This window comes from Hungatella effluvii, from assembly GCF_003201875.1.
Classification (GTDB): Bacteria; Bacillota; Clostridia; order Lachnospirales; family Lachnospiraceae; genus Hungatella; species Hungatella effluvii.
This window is the reverse complement of sequence record NZ_QJKD01000023.1, coordinates 34,889-55,625: the sequence shown is the minus strand read 5'-3', so window position 1 is coordinate 55,625 and position 20,737 is coordinate 34,889. Positions and strand designations below refer to the sequence as shown.

The 20,737-nt window shown below is 49.5% G+C and carries 19 protein-coding genes; all 19 read right to left on the bottom strand.

The window, feature by feature from the left end:
* Window positions 1-43: 43 nt before the first annotated feature.
* The gene (locus DFR60_RS27260; RefSeq protein WP_110326117.1) at window positions 44-394 is read right to left on the bottom strand and encodes a hypothetical protein; all 351 of its coding nucleotides are present in this window, start codon (window positions 392-394) and stop codon (window positions 44-46) included.
* Entirely contained in the window at window positions 391-1,464 is a 1,074-nt protein-coding gene (locus DFR60_RS27255; RefSeq protein ID WP_110326116.1) for an MFS transporter, read from the bottom strand. The genes DFR60_RS27260 and DFR60_RS27255 overlap by 4 nt, the downstream gene beginning before the upstream one ends.
* A gap of 74 nt (window positions 1,465-1,538) precedes the next feature.
* A complete protein-coding gene (locus DFR60_RS27250; protein ID WP_110326115.1) occupies window positions 1,539-2,846 on the bottom strand; it encodes an MFS transporter in 1,308 nt (435 codons plus the stop codon).
* Between the two features lie 340 nt (window positions 2,847-3,186).
* The gene (locus DFR60_RS27245; protein ID WP_110326137.1) at window positions 3,187-3,561 is read right to left on the bottom strand and encodes a hypothetical protein; all 375 of its coding nucleotides are present in this window, start codon (window positions 3,559-3,561) and stop codon (window positions 3,187-3,189) included.
* Between the two features lie 290 nt (window positions 3,562-3,851).
* On the bottom strand, window positions 3,852-4,340 hold the full coding sequence (locus DFR60_RS27240; RefSeq protein WP_002601668.1) for a MarR family transcriptional regulator: 489 nt from the start codon (window positions 4,338-4,340) through the stop codon (window positions 3,852-3,854).
* A 246-nt stretch (window positions 4,341-4,586) separates the two neighbouring features.
* Window positions 4,587-6,728 (bottom strand): RNA degradosome polyphosphate kinase, encoded by a 2,142-nt coding sequence (locus DFR60_RS27235; RefSeq protein ID WP_110326114.1) that lies wholly within the window; start codon window positions 6,726-6,728, stop codon window positions 4,587-4,589.
* Window positions 6,728-8,296 carry a Ppx/GppA phosphatase family protein gene (locus tag DFR60_RS27230; RefSeq protein WP_110326113.1) on the bottom strand — a complete coding sequence of 523 codons (1,569 nt, stop codon included), beginning with the start codon at window positions 8,294-8,296 and terminating at the stop codon, window positions 6,728-6,730. The genes DFR60_RS27235 and DFR60_RS27230 overlap by 1 nt, the downstream gene beginning before the upstream one ends.
* A 76-nt stretch (window positions 8,297-8,372) precedes the next feature.
* Window positions 8,373-9,674, bottom strand: a complete 1,302-nt coding sequence (locus DFR60_RS27225) for an ATP-binding protein (RefSeq protein ID WP_110326112.1) — start codon at window positions 9,672-9,674, stop codon at window positions 8,373-8,375.
* A 64-nt stretch (window positions 9,675-9,738) separates the two neighbouring features.
* Window positions 9,739-10,875, bottom strand: coding sequence for a prephenate dehydratase (gene pheA / locus DFR60_RS27220; RefSeq protein ID WP_110326111.1), 1,137 nt, complete (start codon window positions 10,873-10,875; stop codon window positions 9,739-9,741).
* Window positions 10,872-11,621, bottom strand: coding sequence for a lysophospholipid acyltransferase family protein (locus tag DFR60_RS27215; RefSeq protein ID WP_002601673.1), 750 nt, complete (start codon window positions 11,619-11,621; stop codon window positions 10,872-10,874). Before DFR60_RS27215 ends, pheA begins: the two co-directional genes overlap by 4 nt.
* A 55-nt stretch (window positions 11,622-11,676) precedes the next feature.
* Window positions 11,677-12,180 carry a putative ABC transporter permease gene (locus tag DFR60_RS27210; protein ID WP_243005197.1) on the bottom strand — a complete coding sequence of 168 codons (504 nt, stop codon included), beginning with the start codon at window positions 12,178-12,180 and terminating at the stop codon, window positions 11,677-11,679.
* A gap of 130 nt (window positions 12,181-12,310) precedes the next feature.
* Window positions 12,311-13,807 carry a cardiolipin synthase gene (cls, locus tag DFR60_RS27205; RefSeq protein WP_110326110.1) on the bottom strand — a complete coding sequence of 499 codons (1,497 nt, stop codon included), beginning with the start codon at window positions 13,805-13,807 and terminating at the stop codon, window positions 12,311-12,313.
* 50 nt (window positions 13,808-13,857) lie between these two features.
* Window positions 13,858-15,576 carry a GspE/PulE family protein gene (locus DFR60_RS27200; RefSeq protein ID WP_110326109.1) on the bottom strand — a complete coding sequence of 573 codons (1,719 nt, stop codon included), beginning with the start codon at window positions 15,574-15,576 and terminating at the stop codon, window positions 13,858-13,860.
* Between the two features lie 47 nt (window positions 15,577-15,623).
* Window positions 15,624-16,211, bottom strand: a complete 588-nt coding sequence (locus DFR60_RS27195) for a type II secretion system protein (protein ID WP_110326108.1) — start codon at window positions 16,209-16,211, stop codon at window positions 15,624-15,626.
* A gap of 8 nt (window positions 16,212-16,219) precedes the next feature.
* Complete coding sequence (locus DFR60_RS27190; RefSeq protein WP_243005196.1) at window positions 16,220-16,558, bottom strand: prepilin-type N-terminal cleavage/methylation domain-containing protein; 339 nt, start codon at window positions 16,556-16,558, stop codon at window positions 16,220-16,222.
* A 42-nt stretch (window positions 16,559-16,600) separates the two neighbouring features.
* Window positions 16,601-17,317, bottom strand: coding sequence for an ICP22 family protein (locus DFR60_RS27185; protein WP_110326106.1), 717 nt, complete (start codon window positions 17,315-17,317; stop codon window positions 16,601-16,603).
* A 29-nt stretch (window positions 17,318-17,346) separates the two neighbouring features.
* Window positions 17,347-18,024 carry a hypothetical protein gene (locus tag DFR60_RS27180; RefSeq protein ID WP_110326105.1) on the bottom strand — a complete coding sequence of 226 codons (678 nt, stop codon included), beginning with the start codon at window positions 18,022-18,024 and terminating at the stop codon, window positions 17,347-17,349.
* Between the two features lie 10 nt (window positions 18,025-18,034).
* Window positions 18,035-19,513 (bottom strand): type IV pilus biogenesis protein PilM, encoded by a 1,479-nt coding sequence (gene pilM, locus DFR60_RS27175; RefSeq protein WP_110326104.1) that lies wholly within the window; start codon window positions 19,511-19,513, stop codon window positions 18,035-18,037.
* A 22-nt stretch (window positions 19,514-19,535) separates the two neighbouring features.
* Complete coding sequence (locus tag DFR60_RS27170) at window positions 19,536-20,723, bottom strand: type II secretion system F family protein (RefSeq protein WP_243005195.1); 1,188 nt, start codon at window positions 20,721-20,723, stop codon at window positions 19,536-19,538.
* Between the last annotated feature and the right edge of the window lie 14 nt (window positions 20,724-20,737).

The following is a 20,737-nucleotide window of genomic DNA, read 5'->3' as shown; positions in this document are numbered from 1 at the left end:
CTGTTTCACTTAATCTGATTCCTGATTCATTCCGGTCCGAAGCTTAAATGTATCGTGTAATCACCGCTCCCAACGTAAAGGAAACCAGGTTCGCGCCAACCGAAAAGAGCCAGGGATGCCGTATATTCCCTGCCGCGGCCTTATAGCACGCCGCTTCCACTGCAATTGCCGCCGCCTCCAGTCCTACAGTAATTACGGTACGGTTAAAGCCCAGATACAGACAGTTCACATAGTAGAGAAATACCACAGCCGGATTCGTCAGCAGATTAACCAATAAAACCAGCAGCATATCCCATCGTTCCCGCACACCAGCCAACCAGCCGAAGCCTTCCTCCAAAGCAGCCGTAAGCCCCAGCGACACCAGCAGAACGGGAACGATCCACAGCCCCATCATTCCGCCACCTGCTTAAGTCCCCAGCCCAGAAGCAGCAAGGACACCACCGCCATGAGAGCCATACCGACCGGAGAGGAGGCATTTCCCGCCATAAACCGGATGCCGGACTGTACCGGGCCTCCGACGCTGCTTCCGCCGAGCCAGGCCGGGCAAAATCCCACAAAAAGGCCGAATGTCAGCAGACCGAAGCCAAAGCCCTTCGCCCCCGGAAATACCTTCGAAACAGCCCACAGGGTCAGCGGCATGGACATATTCCAGAAAAATACTGCCAGAATCCCCGCAGCCGGATAAACCAGGCAGAGAAATCCCACCGCAGCCGCGCACATGGAACGGAAGGCAGTTCTCTGAATGCCCCACTTATCGGCTAAAACGCCTCCTGCCATCTTTCCAAGCACAACAGCGCCAGCCAGAATGAAACCGCTTCCCGCCAGTGTCTCTTTCCATGGGAAATTCTGTATCATACCGGAGTAGGACCGCAGAATCACTGCCGCCAGGAAACAGGCAGCCGCCATCAGTGTCCTGCCTGACGACACAGAGCTTGACGGCACAGAGAAGGAAAACGGCGCATTGCCGGATGAAAGCCACAGCTTCTCTCTTCCCGCCGCCGCGCGGATCACCACCGCCGAGAGAATCAAAAGACCGCCGATCCACACAGCCGCCTCCGTTCCGGCCCGGCCGAACATGGTTCCCAGAAATATCCCCAGCGCGCCGGGAGCCACAAAGATTCCCAGCGGCGCGGCTCTTCTCTCGCTGTGGTTCAGAACATCGATCCCGCCTCCCACATGAAAGCAGGCGTTGCCAATTCCGGCCACAACGGCAGCTCCGGCCGGAAATCCCGCGATTCCAAGCAGCAGCCCGGCCAGAACACCGGCACAGCCTCCCACAGCCACACAGCTGTTGCGGTCCAGCCGGTCGGCCGCTGCCCCGATCGGCATCTGCAGGGCAAACGCGCAGAAATTATAAAGAAGCAGCCATAAGTACCACTGCTCTCCTCCCAGCACATATGTATAAACCAGAAAGGCACAGGATAAGTCCACCGCCATATGTACGAGAGCATAAATCCCTGTCATAGACCTCCCACCGCCTTTCCTCTTTTGATTTCTTCGTTATAAACTCATTCTATCATTTTACCCTCGCAATATCTTTACTTTTTTCCTAATATTTCTCTACATTCATGCGCAGATGGCCGCCTTCCCTGCGCCATTTTCCGGTCCACTTCCCTGAAAATTCCGCGTGTCAGCACACCAATTCCCGTCACAATCAACGCCGCTGCATAAAACGGAAGATATACGCGTTCTCCGATCTTCTCGAATACGATTCCGTAGATAAATCCGCCTACGGGATTTGCGCACATACAGACACAGATCACGCAGGATATTACTTTACCGATCATGTCATTTGGCGTCAGAATCTGCACATATGACATAATCTGTATCTGAAACAGCGACGACAGCATCAGCATCAGGCCACAGCCAATGATCAGAAGCAGCCACGCCTTTATCGGTGTCCTTAAAAACTGCAGGGCAATTCCCCCCAACAGCATGGACACGGCAGCCCCTGTTATCAGTGCCGGTATTGCCTTCGGCTTAAGCTTCTTAGACAGAATCCCTGCAAGCAGCCCGCCCGCGATACTGCCTGCCGCAATCACGCCCTGCGCGTATCCATACATGCGGTTGGCGGTATTTATGGAAAATCCCAGATGCTGTGTAATGATAAACGGGACTCCAATCAACACCAGAGAAGACAGGAACAGGTTCTGAAACGAGTATACGAACGAAACCTTCCACAGTACAGGCTGTCTCTGAAACATAAACTGAAAACTGTCCTTCAGATCGCCGAATCCCGTAACAAAAATATTGCCGCCGGCCTGCTTTTTCTCAAATGGAATATGAATAAAAATCTCTATAATTGCAGAAAGCAGGAAGCAGCCCGTGCTTACGTACAGAATCGGCACCAGCCCTACAACCGAGAACAGAATGCCGCCAATTACAGGCCCAGCCATATTGGCCAGGGAGCTGATCACATCAATCAGAGAATTCGCCTGCATCAGATGGCCCGTATCCACCAGAATCGGCACACTCGCCTTCACCGCCGGCTGATACGCCCCCTGTATCCCATACAGAACCATCATGGTAACCGCCATGAGCGGCACAATATCAACCATTCCCGCCATCACATAAAAAAGGACGATTAACGCCGCCGTGGCAAAGTCCAGCATCACCATAATATTCCTCTTATTCACCCGGTCCGCAATAATTCCTCCCACAGGGAACAGTACGATCATAGGGATAAATGCGCACGCCGAAATCGTCCCAAACAAAGCCGAAGACCTGGTCTGATTCAGCAGATAAAGCGGAAGCGCATACCTCAAAATCTGATTGCCAAACAACGATATAATCTGGCCGATAACCACGAGCAGAAAATCTTTAGAAAAACCTCTGTCACTTTTCATCTATTACAACTCCTTCATTTTTATTATTTCCATGGACACATTTATTCTATCTCCATATTGTTTCCTTGTCAACAATATTTAAAAAGGGAAATTTCTCGATCACCGCCCAATGTTCAAAAAAAAGAAGGCCCTTCTCATTGAAGGCTCTTCTCAGTTTTAATTATATGGTATGTATATCTGACTAATCGTTTTTCGTACATTTGCTTTATTCGTCGGATAAATAGTATAGCGCTACAATATAATAAGCTTATTTCACTTTAGTATGGGGAGGGATTATAAGAAGACGATTTAACCATAAAAATAGCGTACAAATCAATAAACCGAGATGGCATATACAAAATTATTGCGTTTCCGGCATATCATAATATCTAATGGAAACCCCATTATAAAAATTTCTTGTAATAGTTTTTCCAAAAATAAGGAAATTTACTGCTGTTCCATGCCCGGAGAAGTAATTATAGACCTGTTGAGTTTGACTGTTTTTAAAAACTTTCATTTCTATTTTATAGCACCAGCCATAATAGGTATACTGTCCTTCAATATACTCAGCACCTTTATCACGGTGTGTCAGGGACGGATACCATTCTATATTTTTGTATAAATACATTGGGGGATATTCAGCATTATTAAATGCTATGAAATCAAAGTATAGTGCTGGCATAAGATATAATATTAGAGTAAAAAGCACAATTAATAATTTTATTTTTCTCTTCATGAATTTATATCCTTTACTATTAAAAGAACCAGTATCAGCCATACGCCCTGAATTATATAAATTCGGGGCGTACTCCTATCCTGCATGATTGTCTCAGGGCAGATTTATTCCTGACGAAAAAGGCATTTTGAAAATAGTTATATTTGTAATTATGAAACCAGAACCGTTTGCTCCCAGGATCTGCAACGGAATCCAAGGAATATACCATTATTATGTACATTCAAACGCCAGAACATATGATATCCGCTGTCACCCTGGATACAGTTTTTCTTAGTTTTTATTAACGCCCTCTATAACCGGTCATGCCCGACGCTGTCGGCATCCACCCCAAGCTTTTTAATCTCATGATCCAGGTGGCGCTTATATGCTTCCACGAACCGGAGCATCCCATCGAGTTGTTCCTCAGTCACCTGATCGAACACCACTTTATCCCGATCCTCGAACTCCTGATGCAGTTCCTCATGGATCTCAAAGACCTGTTCGCCCTGTTTTGTAAGTCTAAAGTAGATTTCCTTCCGGTTCTCCGGTTTCTGGTAGCTCTCAACGACTCCCTTTTCCATAAGTTTCTTTGTAATTTTGCTGATTGCACTTCTGGTCATATAGAAAGCCTCAGCAAGCTTTGTCACATTAGAGTCCGTATTTTTCCCAATATATTCGATGCAGTGCACTTCCGAAGGCTTATACCCCTTCAGCAGTCTTTTCATCTTATACTCATCCAGAAAAATCCTCTTATTAAACAAATCCCAGAACCCGCCAAAAACCTGTTCTTCCTTACTCATGCCCCAGCCTCCCATTTTCCACGTGCTGCTTTATATAAAATATTTTATCTAATCTTCTATATCCCACTGTCCCTATCCTTTACTTCCCACCGCCTCCGCATTTTTCCCAGCGCAGACGGTGCCAGCGGACCTTTCACAGCCTGGCCGGAAAAGAGAGGGCGGCCGGCAGTTTGGAATTGGCGAACTGCCGGCCACCCTCTCTTTTCCCCAACTGCCTGCGCAAAGTCCGCGTCCCCCCGTCCAGCCCTAATTCTGACTAATTACCGGCACAAACACCCGGTTACTCACCGGGTCCATTTTCCCCAGCTCTGCTTCCACGTTTTTTACCGCTTCCTCGCAGAACTGATCCTGGCTGCACACCAGCACCTTGCCGCGTTTATCCGGCTTCTCATACGTTCCATCCGGTTTCAGTATATGAGCCTTCACATTGTCCTCCAGCTGAACCTTTAAGACATGCATGACCTGTTCCTTTAAGGATTCCTCCTCCACAGGGAACATGATCTCCACACGCTTATCCAGATTTCTCGGCATCCAGTCAGCGCTGCCCATATAGATCTCCGGACTTCCGTCATTTTCAAAATAGAAGACACGGGCGTGTTCCAGGAAATTACCGACGATGGAGTGTACCTCGATGTTCTCGCTCAAATTAGGAATACCGGCCTTTAAGCAGCAGATTCCGCGGATCACCATCTCGATCTTTACGCCGGCGCAGGAAGCCTCGTATAGCGCGGCCGCAATCTCCTTGTCGCAGAGAGAGTTCATCTTTGCCATGATATGCGCCGGTTTCTTCTTTAAGGCGTTCTGCGTTTCACGGCGAATCATCTTTAAGAACCGGTTTCTCAGCCAGATTGGCGCTACCACCAGTTTATTCCAGTGCAGCGGCTCGGAGTAACCGGACAGCATGTTAAACACAGCCGTGGCGTCCTCGCCGATCTGCGGGTTGCACGTCATGAGCCCAAGGTCCGTATAGAGCTTTGCTGTGGAATCGTTGTAGTTGCCGGTTCCCAGATGCACATAGCGGCGGATTCCGTCTTCCTCCCGGCGCACCACCAGGGTGATCTTGCTGTGGGTCTTTAAGCCTACCAGGCCGTATATAACGTGACAGCCCGCTTTCTCCAGCTTCTTTGCCCAGTTAATATTATTCTCCTCATCGAAACGGGCCTTTAGCTCCACCAGAACTGAGACCTGTTTCCCGTTGTCGGCCGCTTCAGCGAGGGCCGCGATAATCGGGGAATTGCCGCTGACGCGGTAGAGGGTCTGCTTGATGGCCAGCACATCCGGATCCTTAGCCGCGCTCTTCACGAAGTTTACCACCGGACCGAAGGTCTCGTATGGATGGTGCAGCAGAATGTCGCCCTTTCGGATATTCGTAAATATGTCATCCTCGTTCATCAGCGCCGGAACCCGCTGCGGAACGTACTTCGGAGCCTTTAAATGCTCGAAGCCCTCGAGTCCGTACATCTTCATCAGGAACGTCAGATCGAGCGGTCCTCCGATCTCATAGATGTCGCCCGAGCTGATGGAAAGCTCTCTCTTTAATATCTTCAGCAGGCTTTTGTCCATCTTCTCGTCGATTTCCAGACGGATGGCCTCGCCCCACTGGCGCTTCTTTAACTGCTTCTGGATCTCCTCCAGTAAGTCGACCGCCTCTTCCTCGTCGATGGTCAAATCTGCGTTCCTCATGATACGGAAGGGACTGTAGGCGACCACATTATAGTTTAAGAACATGGAACCGATGTTGCGTTCGATGATCTCCTCCAGAAGGATCACGGAACGGCCGGATTTCCTGTCGGATGGGATCTCCACGATTCTCGGCAGTACGCTGGGTACCTGAACCATGGCGAACTCTAAGTCCTCTTCTCCGCTCTTCTTCTGAAGAAGCGCCGCGATGTTTAACGTCTTGTTCCGGATTAACGGAAACGGGCGGGACGAATCCACAGCCATCGGGGTCAGAACGGGGTATACATTTTCCCGGAAATACTCATCTACGTAGGCGCCCTGTTCCGCGTTTAAGTCCGCATGGGTCGTGACCACACACAGGCCATTCTGCTTTAATGCAGGGAGAATTGAGCGGTTGTAGGTGGAATACTGCATGGCTACCATCTCGTGCGTCTTTACGCCGATTTTCTCCAACTGCTCGGAGGGCTTTAAACCGGCGATATCCGGCTTCGTATATTTTGCGTGGACCATGTCCTTTAAGGAGGCGACACGGACCATGAAAAATTCGTCCAGGTTTGACGAGGTAATGCTTAAGAATTTCAGCCTTTCAAACAGAGGCAGGTTCTTATCTCTGGCCTCACTCAGCACGCGGTAGTTAAATTCCAGCCAACTCAGTTCACGGTTTACATAATTATCAGGATTGTAGAATCTTTCATCAATATCTGCCATCAGGACAACCTCCTCTTCTGTTTTAATACAGGCCGGATTCCGAAAATTTCCTCGAAGAAATCCGCTTTCTGGGCAAACGCCACCGCCTCCAGGGTAATATCCCCTCCATAGGTCGTGGTCACCAGCAGCTGGCCTTCCTTAACACTTAAACGGCAATCGTGAAGCTTCTGCTTATGGCTCCGGTCCATGGCATTGGCCAGCCGTAGAATCGCCGTCAGCTTGGCGATCAGTATGGTCACGTCGTTATGGGTCAGCTCACCCTTTGTATCACGAAACAGGTCTTCATTAAATGTGACCTCATTGTAATCGAAATCAATGCTGTTATAGCGCACCACATTGGCGATGATCTCACGCTCCATATGGGATAAACCGATGATCTCCGTCGACATAATGATATTATATCCCGACTCTCCCGTGTACTTCATTCCTATGAATTTGCCGCAGGAGTGGATGATGGCGGAGATCTGCAGCAGGAGACGCTCTCTCTTTCCCATGCCGTGGTACCGCTTCATGCTGTCAAATATATCGAGAACGTGTTTCTCCATGTCCGCCGTGTGGGAAGCGTGACATTTGTAGCGCTTCGCCATATTACGGGACGCCGCAAGGATATCCTCGGTGAAATCGTGGGTGAATTTTACCGCCCTGGTCTCCTCTGCGTATTCCGCGGCTATGCCGTCACAGAGACGGATTCCGGGTATCCAGAACATCTCGGCCCCCGTCAGCTCTAAGACTCTCCAGTAAATGATGGCCGCCGGCATTAAGAGGGCCGCGTACTCGCTGTTCACCCCGAAACGTTCTTCGATCTGGTAGAGAGGCATATCCACCAGCTTCTCATAGAATGCCTTGAAGTCTTCCGCAGTCACCCGGTCCACAGGTTTCCCCGTTCCGCTTCCTCTGGATAAATAGAGGATACATTCCCCGATGCCGATTAAATTCTTGATCTCACGGTCCTTTAAATACATCTTTTTAAAAGTCACAAGCTCATTATCCACCAGTTCCTCGATGAGAGTATTCTCCATCCGGATGTCGGCCTGGATATTGGACATCATCTCCCGTATCCTTAGGACTCCCAGGAGAAGGTTCTGGGTGGAGATCAGCGCATCCTTATCGAACAGGGATATCTGCATACTGCCGAAGCCCACGTCCACAATGGCTGTGCCTTTCTGAATTGTCTTGTTAAATTCTGCGTCCTTGGAGGCAATGGCCTTATAGCTGATAAACCGCTGTTCCGAGTTGCTGATGATCTGTACTTCAATCCCTGTACGAACCCGGATCTGATCCAGCACGATCTGGTTGTTGCGGGCCTCGCGCATGGCGCTGGTGGCATAGGCGCGGTACTCTGAAATCTTGTAGGCCTCCATAATCTCCGCAAACTGCTGTAAGACGCCGCACATCTCCTCCACCAGTTCATAGCTGATCTTTCCATTATTATAGGTATCTTTTCCAAGGGCGATGACGTGGCGCACATGGTCTACCCGGCGGATTCCGTATTTGGGCGAAACCTCATAGATACCGAGTTCCAGTTCAAATGAACCCACGTCGATGGCTGCGAATAGTTTAATTGCCATACTTGTCCTCCTTACCGCCCGGTACGGGCAACATCCTTTCCATTATACTCTCCTTTTGTCAGGACATGTGTCAAATTTACGTAAAATCTTCCCGGGTGCCCATCAGGTGTGTGATGAACTGGCTGGCCGTCCTTCCGGACAGTCCTCCGTGGCTTAACTCCCACTTGTTGGCCTCCGCGTAGAGCTCCTCCAAAGGCATATTTACATGATACCGCTCCGCCAGCTCCCTTACAATGTTCTGAAACTGCTTCTTATCCGGAGAGCCGAAGTATATGGTCACGCCAAATCTGGCTACCAGTGACAGCTTCTCCTGTACGGTGTCGTTATTATGTAATTCATCATCCAGCTCTCTCTTATCGCTGAACTTCTCACGGATCAGATGGCGCCGGTTGGAGGTCGCGTAAATCAGTACATTCCCCGGCTTCTTTCCGAGACCGCCTTCGATGATGGCCTTTAAATACTTGTATTCCAGCTCAGAATCCTCAAAGGACAAATCATCCATATAGATGATGAACTTGTAGTTCCTGTCCTTCACCTGCTCCTGTACCTCGGACAGGCTCTTGAACTGGTGCTTGTATACCTCGATGATGCGCAGCCCCTGCTCGTAGTACTCATTTAAAATAGCCTTGATGCTGGAGGATTTCCCCGTTCCGCTGTCGCCGAACAGAAGCACATTGTTGGCCGCTCTTCCCTGGATAAATGCCTCCGTATTCTCGATCAGCTTCTTCTTCTGAAGCTCGTAGCCGATGATATCGTCCAGATAAATGTGCTCCACGTTGGTGATGGGATTAATATGGACCTCGTGATCGATCTCCTCGATTCGAAACGCCTTGTTAAGCCCGAACTTGCCGACGCCGAACCGGCGGTAAAACTCCGTCACGGCTTTTCCGAAGGCGGCTACATCCTCAGACCGCTCCAGTTCCACCGCCAGCGCCACGATCTGGTCCCGGATTCTCTTGTTGAACACGCGGCTGTTGCCATTGGCCGCGTGGTAGTCTGAGAGTGCGGACCAGACACCGCCGCCCGCCATATCATCCCCGCCATCCAGTGTACGGATATCGTAATCAAACAGCTCCTTGATCACGTTGAAATCATGGGCGGCCAGATCATTCAGAGAGCCTTCGATATGGCCCACAATTTCACATGAAGTACTGTATACATTTTCGTTGTTTGCAAGGCAGAATGCTAAAAAACAATGCCAGAGATTCCCCTCAAAGCCGTAAGTCACCGCCATGTCGATCAATTGGCTGGCACAGGCATAGGAATCCGGCATTGTTCCCGGCTTGTCGTCCGGCCCGACGGCCAGAAGTGTGGAAACGTGATCAAACAGTTCCCGGTGCTGCAGATTTCGGTAGATAATGAGTTCCTGCGATTTCATAAGTTCCTCCCTATTTTTTCGAAATGGCCAGGCAGCCTACAGCCGCCTGACCGTTCTTCGTTCCTTAATAATTGCCTAAAATTCTCATGTTAGACGCTTCTTCTTCAATTCCCTTTAACGCATTCTGAATCTGCGCATCACCCAGGTTTCCCTCGATATCCACGAAGAACCGGTATTCCCAGTTTCTTCCGGCAATGGGCCTTGATTCAATCATGCGCATGTTCACATGATTATAGATAAAATTGCTCAGCATGTTGTACAGGGAACCGCTCGTGTGGGGGAGTTCAAAGCTGATGCTCACCTTCGACGCATCCTCCCGGTATATAGGATCCCTGGACAGGATGATGAACCTGGTCGTATTATTTTTGTTATGATTGATGGATGGCTCCAGCACCTTTAAACCGTACAGCTTTCCGGCTGTCTCGCTGGCCACCGCCGCCTGATTCTTCTTCCCGTCATTTAAAACTTTCTTTGCAGACGCAGCAGTGTTCTCCACACTGTACTGCGCCCAGTCCCGATGGGAGTTTAAGTATCGGGAGGACTGCATCAGCGCCTGGGGATGGGAAAATACGGTGGTAATATCCGAAAGCTCCGCCTCCGGAAGTCCCAAAAGCGCATGGTTGACCGGGATAAAATTCTCCGCCACAATGTAATTATGGTATTTGATCAGCAGGTCGTAATTATCGCTGACCGCCCCCGCCGAGGAATTCTCGATGGGCAGGACCGCGTAATCGGCCCGGCCGTTTTCGACCTCCTTCATGGCGTCTTCCCAGAACTGCACGTGATAAGCGTCCACATCACTGCCAAAATACTGCAGTGTGGCTTCATGGCTGTATGCACCTTCCACTCCCTGGTACACCACGCGGCTTCCCTTCAGGGGAAGCTCCTTCACAGCCTTGAAATCCATCCTGGCTGTCAGTCCGTGTTCCGCCATCAGCTTATACTGATACCGGCGGCTGATCGTCATCATCTGGCTGAACAGTTCCTCCACGGCCTGTTTCTGGAAGCTGTCATCTGTCATGGCCTTCACGGAGTCCAGCTTCTGTCTCTCCCGCTCTCCGTCATAGACCGGTTTGCCGTTTTCAATCTTATATTCCGCCACGTCGCCGCACAGACGCATGCGTTCCCCGAACAGGGTTACAATCTCCCTGTCGACCTGATCCAGTTGTTTTCTGATTTCCTGTAAGTCGAATGTACTCATAAATTCTGTCCTTCTGCCAGCTGAAGCCTAAGCATGGCCTTTATCTGTTCTTCCGTGTAAGCCCCCGGGAACTTCTTCACTTCCGGAGGAAGTTCCTTTGTGTGGAACGGCTCTCCAAAGGTGATGGTCACATGGGACGGTTTGATCTTCGGAAAATGCTGTTCAAAGACTTCTGCGGTCCCTGTCAGGGCCACTGGCACCACATAACAGCCGCTCTTTTCTGCAATCTTTAAGCTTCCCTCTTTGAATGTCAGCATATCCAGCGGGTCGTCGTTTTTATTTCTCGTTCCCTCCGGGAAAATCCATACGGAGACGCCGCGTTTCACCTGTTCGATTCCTGCAAGGATGGTCTTTAAACCTTCCTTTAAATTCACGCGGTCGAGAAAAAGGCAGTTGACCAGCTTCATCCAGGATGAAAGAAGCGGAATCTTCTCCATCTCCTTCTTGGCCACAAAGCCGGTCAGGGACGGAACCGTCACATATCCCACCAGGATATCGAAATAGCTGCGGTGATTCCCCACGTAAAGTACCGCCTGGTCAGTCGGAACATTCTCTCTACCCTTTACCGTAATCTTCACTCCCGCCATCCAGAGGATCAGCCGAAATACACACTGGATCACGGCCAGACTCTGCACATCCCGCAGGCGGCGGTTTTTCTTACCAATCAGAAATTCCACCAGCATCAGCGGAATACTTAAAATTAAAAACAAAATGACTGTTGCTGCTACAAATATAAAACGTATCATTGGTCTTCCCCTCCATTTTTACTATTATATAAAATGAAGAGTGTAATTACAAGAGTTACCCGCCTTTCTTTTTCGTAATTTGCTCAAATAAAAGCCCAGTGGCGAACCACAGCGGAGCAAAATCGAGCCGTATGAGGCCGTCGATATTCGTACTCCGTCCCGTGTAGTCCCAGGGACACATTCCCCGCGACCGAAGCCACGCTCCTGAGATGTATTCCGCCACAAAAATCAGGACCATGTAAAGCATACCGTGGCGGACCGCCAGATCCGACTTTTTTACGCTCAGTGATTTCCCCGGATTAAGCCAGTCGTCGATCCATTTGCCGATCGGACCCAGAAGCGCTCCGCATCCGTAGATAGGGAACATCAAAAGGGACGTCCTCCCCATCAGCCTCCAGTCTTGCCTCATGATCGATTCCGCTGACGTAAAAAGAACCTCCAGACACCAGCCGGTGATTCCGCATTTGCAAAAATTGACCGGGAGCTGTTTCAGCTGCAGCGCCGTGCTGCTGATTGTAAATTTTTTGAATGTTGTTGTGTTTAGTGTTGTCGTCTTCATAAGTACCAGTATGTACCCAAAGCGGTAATTTTATGAACAAAAAAAGGGGGCAAATGCATTTCCTGCATTTTTCCCCTTTTGATCGTGGATCGACCGGTATCCGGACAGTCTCCGCTATAAACAGCGGATCTCATAGAAGCGGCGACAACAGTCTGCTGCACTGCTCTTTCACCCGGATCCACAAGTCTCTCGACGCATAGCCCTCTCTGGTTATCTCTTTGCAAAGCTTTAAATCCTCTATAAAGATATTTTCCAGTTCTTTCGTGGTCTCCTCATCGTAAATGACGGCATTGACCTCAAAATTCAGTTCAAAGCTTCTGATGTCCATGTTTGCCGTGCCATAGGAGCAGACGCGCCCGTCCGTCATCACGCCCTTGGCATGGAGGAAGCCGTTCTCATACGTATAGCACCTTGCTCCCGCTGACAGAAGATCACCCACATAGGAGTAGGTCGCCCAGTATACAAACGGATGGTCCGGCTTGCACGGAATCATCAGGCGGACATCCACTCCGGACCTGGCGGCCATAGAAAGTGCGGATAAGACGGCGTCATCCGGAACAAAATACGGCGTCTGGATATAGATATGGTCGCGTGCCTTTGCGAACAACCGGATATAATTGTCCCGGATCTGCCTGCTGACAGCGTCCGGACCGCTTGCAATGATCTGAATTCCCAGCGGATGAATACCTGGATCCACCTGATCCAGACGGAATAAATCGGCGCCGGTCTCAAAATACCTCATATCCTTAAACAGGTTTTCTCCTGCCGCGTAATTCCAGTCCAGCGCAAAACGAATCTGAAGACTCAGCACAGAACCTCCCGTCAGCTTTAAATGAGTATCTCTCCAATAGCCGAACTTGGGGTCTCTGGAAATGTACTCGCGCCCGATGTTAAATCCGCCCACGTAGCCGACCTTGTTGTCAATAACCACGATTTTCCGGTGATTGCGGTAATTCATTCGAAGCTGGAGCCTTCCCAGAATGGGCGGAAAGAAAATCCCAACCTTCACACCGCACTGCTTCAGTTCCTCCCATTTCTTCTTCGGCATAAAACGGCCGCCCATACCGTCACAGAGAATACGGACCTCCACTCCGGCTTTGGCCCGTTCGGCCAGAATGGGGCTGATGGAATCGAACAGCTCGTCGTCCTTGATGATATAGTATTGAAGGTGGATAAAACGGTCGGCTTTTCTCAGTTCATTGCGCAGATCCGTATATTTTGCCTCGCCGTCCGTAAAAATACGGACAGTATTGTCGATGGTCAAAACCGCTCCTGAGGTCTCTAAATTGTACAGCACCAGATCCTCATAGTCACGGGACAGATGGGACTCCAGGCTGGTATCGTGCGTCTTTAGAAACTCCTCCTGGCCCCGCACGGTAAAATAGACGCGGTCCTCCACTTCCTTGACACGGAACATCTTGCTTTTCCCCATGTCCTGCCCCAGAAGGAGGTAAAACACGAAGCCAAAAACCGGTATGAAATACAGGACCATCAGCCAGGTCCAGACGGATTTCGGATCACGCCTTTGGAAAAATACAATTATAATTGAAAAAATCAGATTGATGTAAATTAAATGCTCCATGATCCACGACCAGACGGCTGTGACCGCCATCCATGCTGTCTCCATATGAAGTCCTCCTTTTTCCCCTTCCGAGAGTGCTCCTGCCTTACTCTTCCTCAGTCTTCCCCAAAATAATCCATATCAATCGTATAGATCAGACGTTCCATCTCCTCAAATGTCGTAATTCCAGCCAGAACCATTTTCACCGCCTCTTCTTTCAGGGTCGTCATCCCATGGCTGCGAATTGCGTACGCTTTCAACTCGTCTTCTTTTCTGCCCTCTGAGATCATGCGCTTCATCTCCGCATCCACGCTCAAAATCTCATGGATGGCAATGCGGCCCTTGTATCCTGTCTCATTGCAGAGATAACAGCCCTTTCCCCGGCGCAGACGCACGTGTTCACCAGGAACCGCAGGCTTTCCGTACAGAATCTTCAGTTCTTCGGGACGCGCCTCATACTCTTCCTGACAGTAGGGGCAAACCTTTCTCATAAGTCTCTGGGATACGATCCCGGCTATGGAGGCCGCGGCCAGATAAGCGGGAATTCCCATATCCATCAGCCTCGTAACCGATGATGCGGCGTCATTGGTATGAAGTGTGGAAAACACCAGATGACCTGTGATAGCGGCGCGTGCTGAAATCTCGGCAGTCTCCGGGTCTCTTGTCTCTCCGATCATGATGATATCGGGATCCTGACGAAGAATGGAGCGCAGTCCTGTCTGGAAGTTCAGCCCCGCTCTGTCACCCACCTGTATCTGATTGATCTTCGGCAGATTGCGTTCCACCGGATCCTCTATTGTAACAATATTCACAAGGCGGCTGCTTAAATACTGAAGAACTGAATATAATGTTGTTGTCTTCCCGCTTCCGGTAGGTCCGGTAAAGTAAATGATCCCGTGCGGGATACGCAGAAGCTGTTTCATCTTCCGGTAGTTGTCGCCGGACATGCCAAACGCGGCGCTGCGGTCAATCGGCGTATTCGTTGTCAGAAACCGAAGCACACCCTTTTCGCCGTAAATGGTAGGTACGAAGGAGACTCTCACGTTCATCTCTCTGCCATCCAGTGTAATCTTGAAGTGACCGTCCTGCGATTTCCTTTTCTCGGCAATATCCATCTTCGCCAGAATCTTGGTGCGCGCCACAATGCCCTGATGAATGGCAGGAGAAAGCGTCATGTATGGAATCAGCATACCGTCGCGCCTCATGCGGACAACCGTCTCATTTTCGTAGGGCTCGATATGAATATCACTGGCGTTTGTATTATAGCCCTTCAAAAGCAGGCTGTTTAACAGACGGACGATCGGCGCCTGATCCTCTTCGGAGCTTACCATCAGGTTTTCCGCAAAGGTTCTGGAAAATACGGCGTGTTCGCTGGCCAGTCTCGCCGCTGCTCTGGCGTCAATACCCGAGTAATTCAGCTCGATCGCATGGCGGATCTGCGTCCGTTCCGCCAGAATCAGCAGGATTCTCATATTGGTCACCAGACGGATATCCTCCAGCGCATATAAATCCAGAGGATCCGCCGTCGCCACGGTTAAACAGCTTCCTTCCATGGAAACTGCCATAATATTATATTTTAAGGCCAGCTGTTTCGGAATTTTCTCCACCGCACGCTCATCGATATGAAAGAATTCCAGATCAATGACTTCGAGTCCCATACTGCGTCCCAGCACTTCCATAAGCTCCCGGTCCGTTACATACCCAAGATCCGTCAGAACTTCGGCCAGACGCCGGTCATTTGTCTCCGCTTTCAATTGCTTCAGACCTTCATTCAGTTGTTCCTTCGTGATGGCACCCTGTTCTACCAGCACTTCTCCAATGTGTATTCCCTTCATTTCTCCAACCTCAAACTGTATTTTCAATCAATTCCCATGACGCAGACTCATTGCCTGCTGGAATATTCCGGATCTGTGTAGTAAATATAGAGGGTATTTCCGGCTGCGCCGGGGCTGTCTTCCAGATCACGGCGGATTATATCTTTGCCGTACAGCTCTAAATTAACTAATTTTACCACAGAGTCTGCGGAATATAAAGCCGTATTCCTTTGATTCTTCCACGTAATCCGGTACTTTAAAACCGGTGCATTTTCCTCTGACGATGCAGGCAGAATCTCGCAGAAGACCTTTCTCTTACGATAAAATTCCTCTTTGCATATCGCTTCTCCGTCGCAGTAGATCCGGCCATCCCTTGAAAACAGGATTTCATGGCCGTATTCATCACCGGTCAATTCTTCTCTGCTGATAACCAGACTCTCCGCACAGGAAATCCGGTCCTCCAGATAATCGACAATCACCTGAGTCGTTCTCCTTAAGTCGTCGGCGGAAGCGCTCGTTTCAAACATGTTTCCCGTGTAGGTATACATCCGGATCAGGAAGCTCATGAGAATGAATGCGATTGCCAGGGACGCGATCAATTCCGTCAGCGTCATTCCCCGGTCGCCGCGCAGACAGCTGTTCCATTTTTCACTCAAGCTGCACCTCACTCCCTGGATTTCGGCACCGGCCCTATCACCTTCAGTGTGACAGGCGAGGTCTCTCCCTCACCGGTCCATGACATCCCATATTCCATAATCACTGCATCCATGGAAATTGTATTATTGTTTATTTTGAATCTGAGTTTTGTCTCTTTCGTTCTGAGCGGTTCCTTTTCCAGTTCCACACATTCCAGTGCGGTCATATACTGTTTTCTCATTACGGTTCCTTTGCCCAGGGAAGAATGTGCCATTCCCAGGCATTTCAAGAATATCGTGACCGCAATCAATAGAATTGTCCATGCCGCCAGAGACTCGATCAGAGTAAAGCCATCATTTGATTTCACGAATTGCCTCCCATTCGCGGTTACTCCGCTTATGCCATCCCGTTAATTTATAAGCTGTGGTTCTCCCCGTTCATACCCGAGGACGATCCATGGCTCTTCCTCCGATTCCGGATCGTTCTGGAGATAAACTGTCATAATCTCGGTGCTGCTGCCTTTCTTCGCAGTAGCGGTTAACATAAGACAGTTCTCTTCCGGCATGTAGTATCCGGTCATCGTACAGCTTCCCATGGTGGCATCTAATTGGAACTTGATGGCGGAGATGGGAATCATATTGTTGATTTTGGAATCTGACTTATTGGCTGAATCCGTGTTGGATTGCGCGTTTAGTTCTGCTTTTGGTTCTGTGCCAAATTCTCCATTTGATTCGTTTCCAGGCTCTGCTCTGAATTCTCCATCTGGTTCATCTTCCGGTTCCGCGCCTGACTCCTCATCCGATTCGTCTCCCAACTCCGCATCTAACTCCTCATCTGGTTCGTCTCCCAGCTCCGCATCTGATCCGCCGCCCATAAATTCCGAAATTTCATCTAAAATGGCATCCCGCAGCTCTCCGGAACCGTTACCTGTAAAGTCTGCAGCCGCAGTCTGTACGATGGAACGTGCCGTTAAATACGCCTGCCTGTCATTGTACTCCCTAAGACTCTGCCGATAATACGCTGAAGTGGCAAACAGAATCGCGGTCACCAGAATCATCAGTATCATAACCATAACTATGACCCAGCCAAGTACGTACCCCTCTTCCCCGTTTTTGCGCCCTGCCATTTAACCACCTCATTTCAGTTTACTGTCTTTCAGGGCTCACTGATGATTTTCATATCGCTGTATTCACCACTGTTTTTCACTTCCTCACTACTTTTCAACTCCTCACTGCTTTTCAACTCCAGCATCAAGCAAGTCACCGTCATAGACAGCGTTTCACCATTGACGCTGCCATCCGTCATCGCTTCCGTTCCATCGGCCTTATCCTCTATGCTGTTTCTGGAATATGAAGTCACAGAGATCCAGTCTCTGTCGTATGCCCAGTCCAGCAGCCGGTATAAATCTTCCATTGCTCCTGATGCCTCTATATGGACAGTCGCCTTATGGATGTTATATCCTGTTTCCGCCGCATCCTTTGTCTCCAGAACCGAAACATCTAAAACCTTAATGGTCTCGGGTACAATTTCAAAGGAGGTCAGATACTCTGCAAGTTCCGGTATCAGCATGGAATTGGTGCGGTACGGCAGATAGTCCTCCGTATTTTCACCGATCACGCCCTGTTCTCTGCCAATCTCCTGCTCCAGGACAGATTTCCCGGTCAGATCGTTCTCGGACTCGCGTTCCTGAAGCTGTATAATTTTCAGTTCCGCCTCTGTCCTTACCCGTTTCATATCGGATGGAATTTTCACCAGATAGTAGACTCCCGTTAAAAGCAGAAGAACTACCGCAATATAAACCAGTACCTTTTCTCTCTGCGTCAGTTTTCTCATGGTTCCCTCCTTATTCCGGCATTTTTAATACACACTCCAGTTGAAAATAGTACCAGCCATCCTTTTTCTTTGTCACCGGATTGACATTGGTAAATCCGGAATACTCTACCTTTGAGAACAGTCCGCTCTCTTCCAGTCTGTGCGCATAAGCTGATATTTCCTCATAGTTCTGTGAATTTCCGTTAAAAATCAGCGAGCCATCCATGTATTCCGGTTCGGAGAGCTCCAGGCTTCCGCCCGCCGCGTCAAAGATGTACTTCCGCACAGCGCTGTTCATCTTCGCAGTCTTTACCGCCTCTTTCTTTACCGCAGCCTGCCCGGCCGTCAGGGTTCTCAGGGACATCAGTTTCTCTTTCAACTGTTTTTCTTCGGCCAGCGCCTCTTTTCTCCCTTTTTCAGACAGACGTTCTTCAAGAACATGTATCTCTTCCCTCATGTTTCTTACAGCAATCTCGTTATCCGCCGCAATCCCCAGAAAGATACTGATAATTGCCGCAGGTAAAAGACCTGCCCAAAGAAAACGGGACCGTTCCTCTTCCCTGCGCCTTTCCTTCTGTTTCGCCGCTCCAATGAGATCCAGAGACTTACGGCCTCCCAGCAGACTGCCGGTGACATACATATACTGGCCCATGGAATAGCTGATGCCGTCTTTCGCTGTAATCAGCGCTTCCGCGCCGGGCACTGTCACGGTGATATCCTCATTTTTCACAATGCGGGGAATGAGGCTGTCCAGTTCTTCTTTCCCCAGCCCGCAGAGACAGACGGAATCCAGTTCAAATTCGTCTCTCTGCATCTTGCAGAAATGGATAACGGACCGGATCACCTTTGCCATCTCTGCCGTACTCTCCTCAGTTCCTCTCTCATCGACCAGACGCATACGGTTCGTATACGTATAGACACCATCGATGTAAAGCGATGTCATCATATTCCGTCCATCCGCGATTGCCATAATAAATGTCTTATTCCGGAAAGACGGCAGGAAATCAACCAGATTATTCAAACCATCAACTGCGACGTCTATCGATTTCAGCTTCATCCCACATTCGGAAAACAGGCTCTGGTACTCAAGAATCACACTGCGTTTCATCGCCACACAGAGGATGGTACACCCTTTGTTATCCCTGTTTTTCCTCCTGATGATGCTGTAATCATAGACGTAGCTGCCTTTCTCTGAGGGCAGAATCAGATCGGAAATCTCCCGCCTCACCAGTTCCAGCATCTGGCTGTGAGGCATCCGCGGAGCTCTCAGCACCTTCGTGATAATCTGGTTTCCGCCCATAGTCAAATACACATGCCTGCGGTATTTTCCATACCGCTTCCTGATTCCGTTCAGTACCTCCTTTACAGCTTCCTCTTCTGTCACAACGTCGTTGATTAAGGCGCCTTCCTTTAAACGGATGCTGAGGCAATCCATAATCTCTATCTTTTTCCCTGACCTTCCAAGCACAGTTTTTATCTCATTTTCCCCTAAATAGACTGATAATCTCATATGTGCCCTCCTGTTTAAGGCCTTAACCGATACTCTGATAATACTGGTAAATGGGAACCATCACTGACAGCATCAAATAACCAATGATGACTGCCATGATAATAATCATGGTCGGCTCCAGAAGCGACAAAAGCCGCTTTATCGCTGTCTCTGACCTTATTTCAAAGGATTCCGCGGTGCGTTTCAACATGGAATCCAAATTACCGGATTCCTCTCCTATGTAAATGCTGTGAATTAGTTCGGGACAGAACTCTCTGATCTGGGACAGTGAGTCGGAAAGAAGCATTCCGTTTTTCATATCCTCCATTACCTGACAGAGCCGTTTCTTCATATAGCGGCTGCCCAGCGCATCCGCAGTCAGTTCCAGTGCATTAATAAATGGAACGCCTCCGCCATACAGGAAACTGAAGGTCCTTGCAAATCTGCCAGCCATAATCGTCTTAAGAAGTGTCCCGGTCCCCGGAATATGAAGCATCATTTTATCCTTCCATACCACTGCGCCAGGCCGGGTAAATACTCCGGCCAGGATCACTGCAGCCGAAATAATGACCGCGGCAATATCTGTAAAATGATTCCGAAGCCCGCGGCTTACTGCCATAAGAATCTGCGTGGAAGCCGGTATTTGCTCCATGGATTCGAACAGCTCGAAAAAGCTGGGAAGGACGGCCGTAAACAACAGGAGCACCACCGCAGTAACGGTCAGAAAGAGAAAGGCGGGATAGACCATAGCGGTCCCGATCTTTTTCCTCGTCTCATCTTCCCGTTCGAAGTACTCTGCCATTTTCCCTGTCGCCTCTGCGAGGCCGCCTCCCGCTTCCCCGGCGCGCACCATGCCGATGAGAATGGGTGGAAATACGCCATCCTGCATCTCCATCGCCTGAGAAAAATCCACGCCGTGCAGGATCATATGATAGAGTTTTCCATAGATCTCCCTTAAATCCTTTCTCGACTCCTTGACACTGATTAAGTTCAGCGCCTGCGCCAAAGGTATTCCGGAATTCAGCATGACCGTCAATTCACCCATAAATCGTGACAGAAGTCCATAGCCCAATGGACGCCTTCTGACTTTTCCGCGCTCTTCTTTGACCTTCACCGGATACAGACCCATGGCCCGGATCTTTGTCCACGCCTGATCAAAGTCCTGAGCCTGAATCTTCCCTCTCGTGCGCCTGCCGTTTATACTTTTCGCTGTATATTCGTAATCTGCCACAAAATCACCCTTTC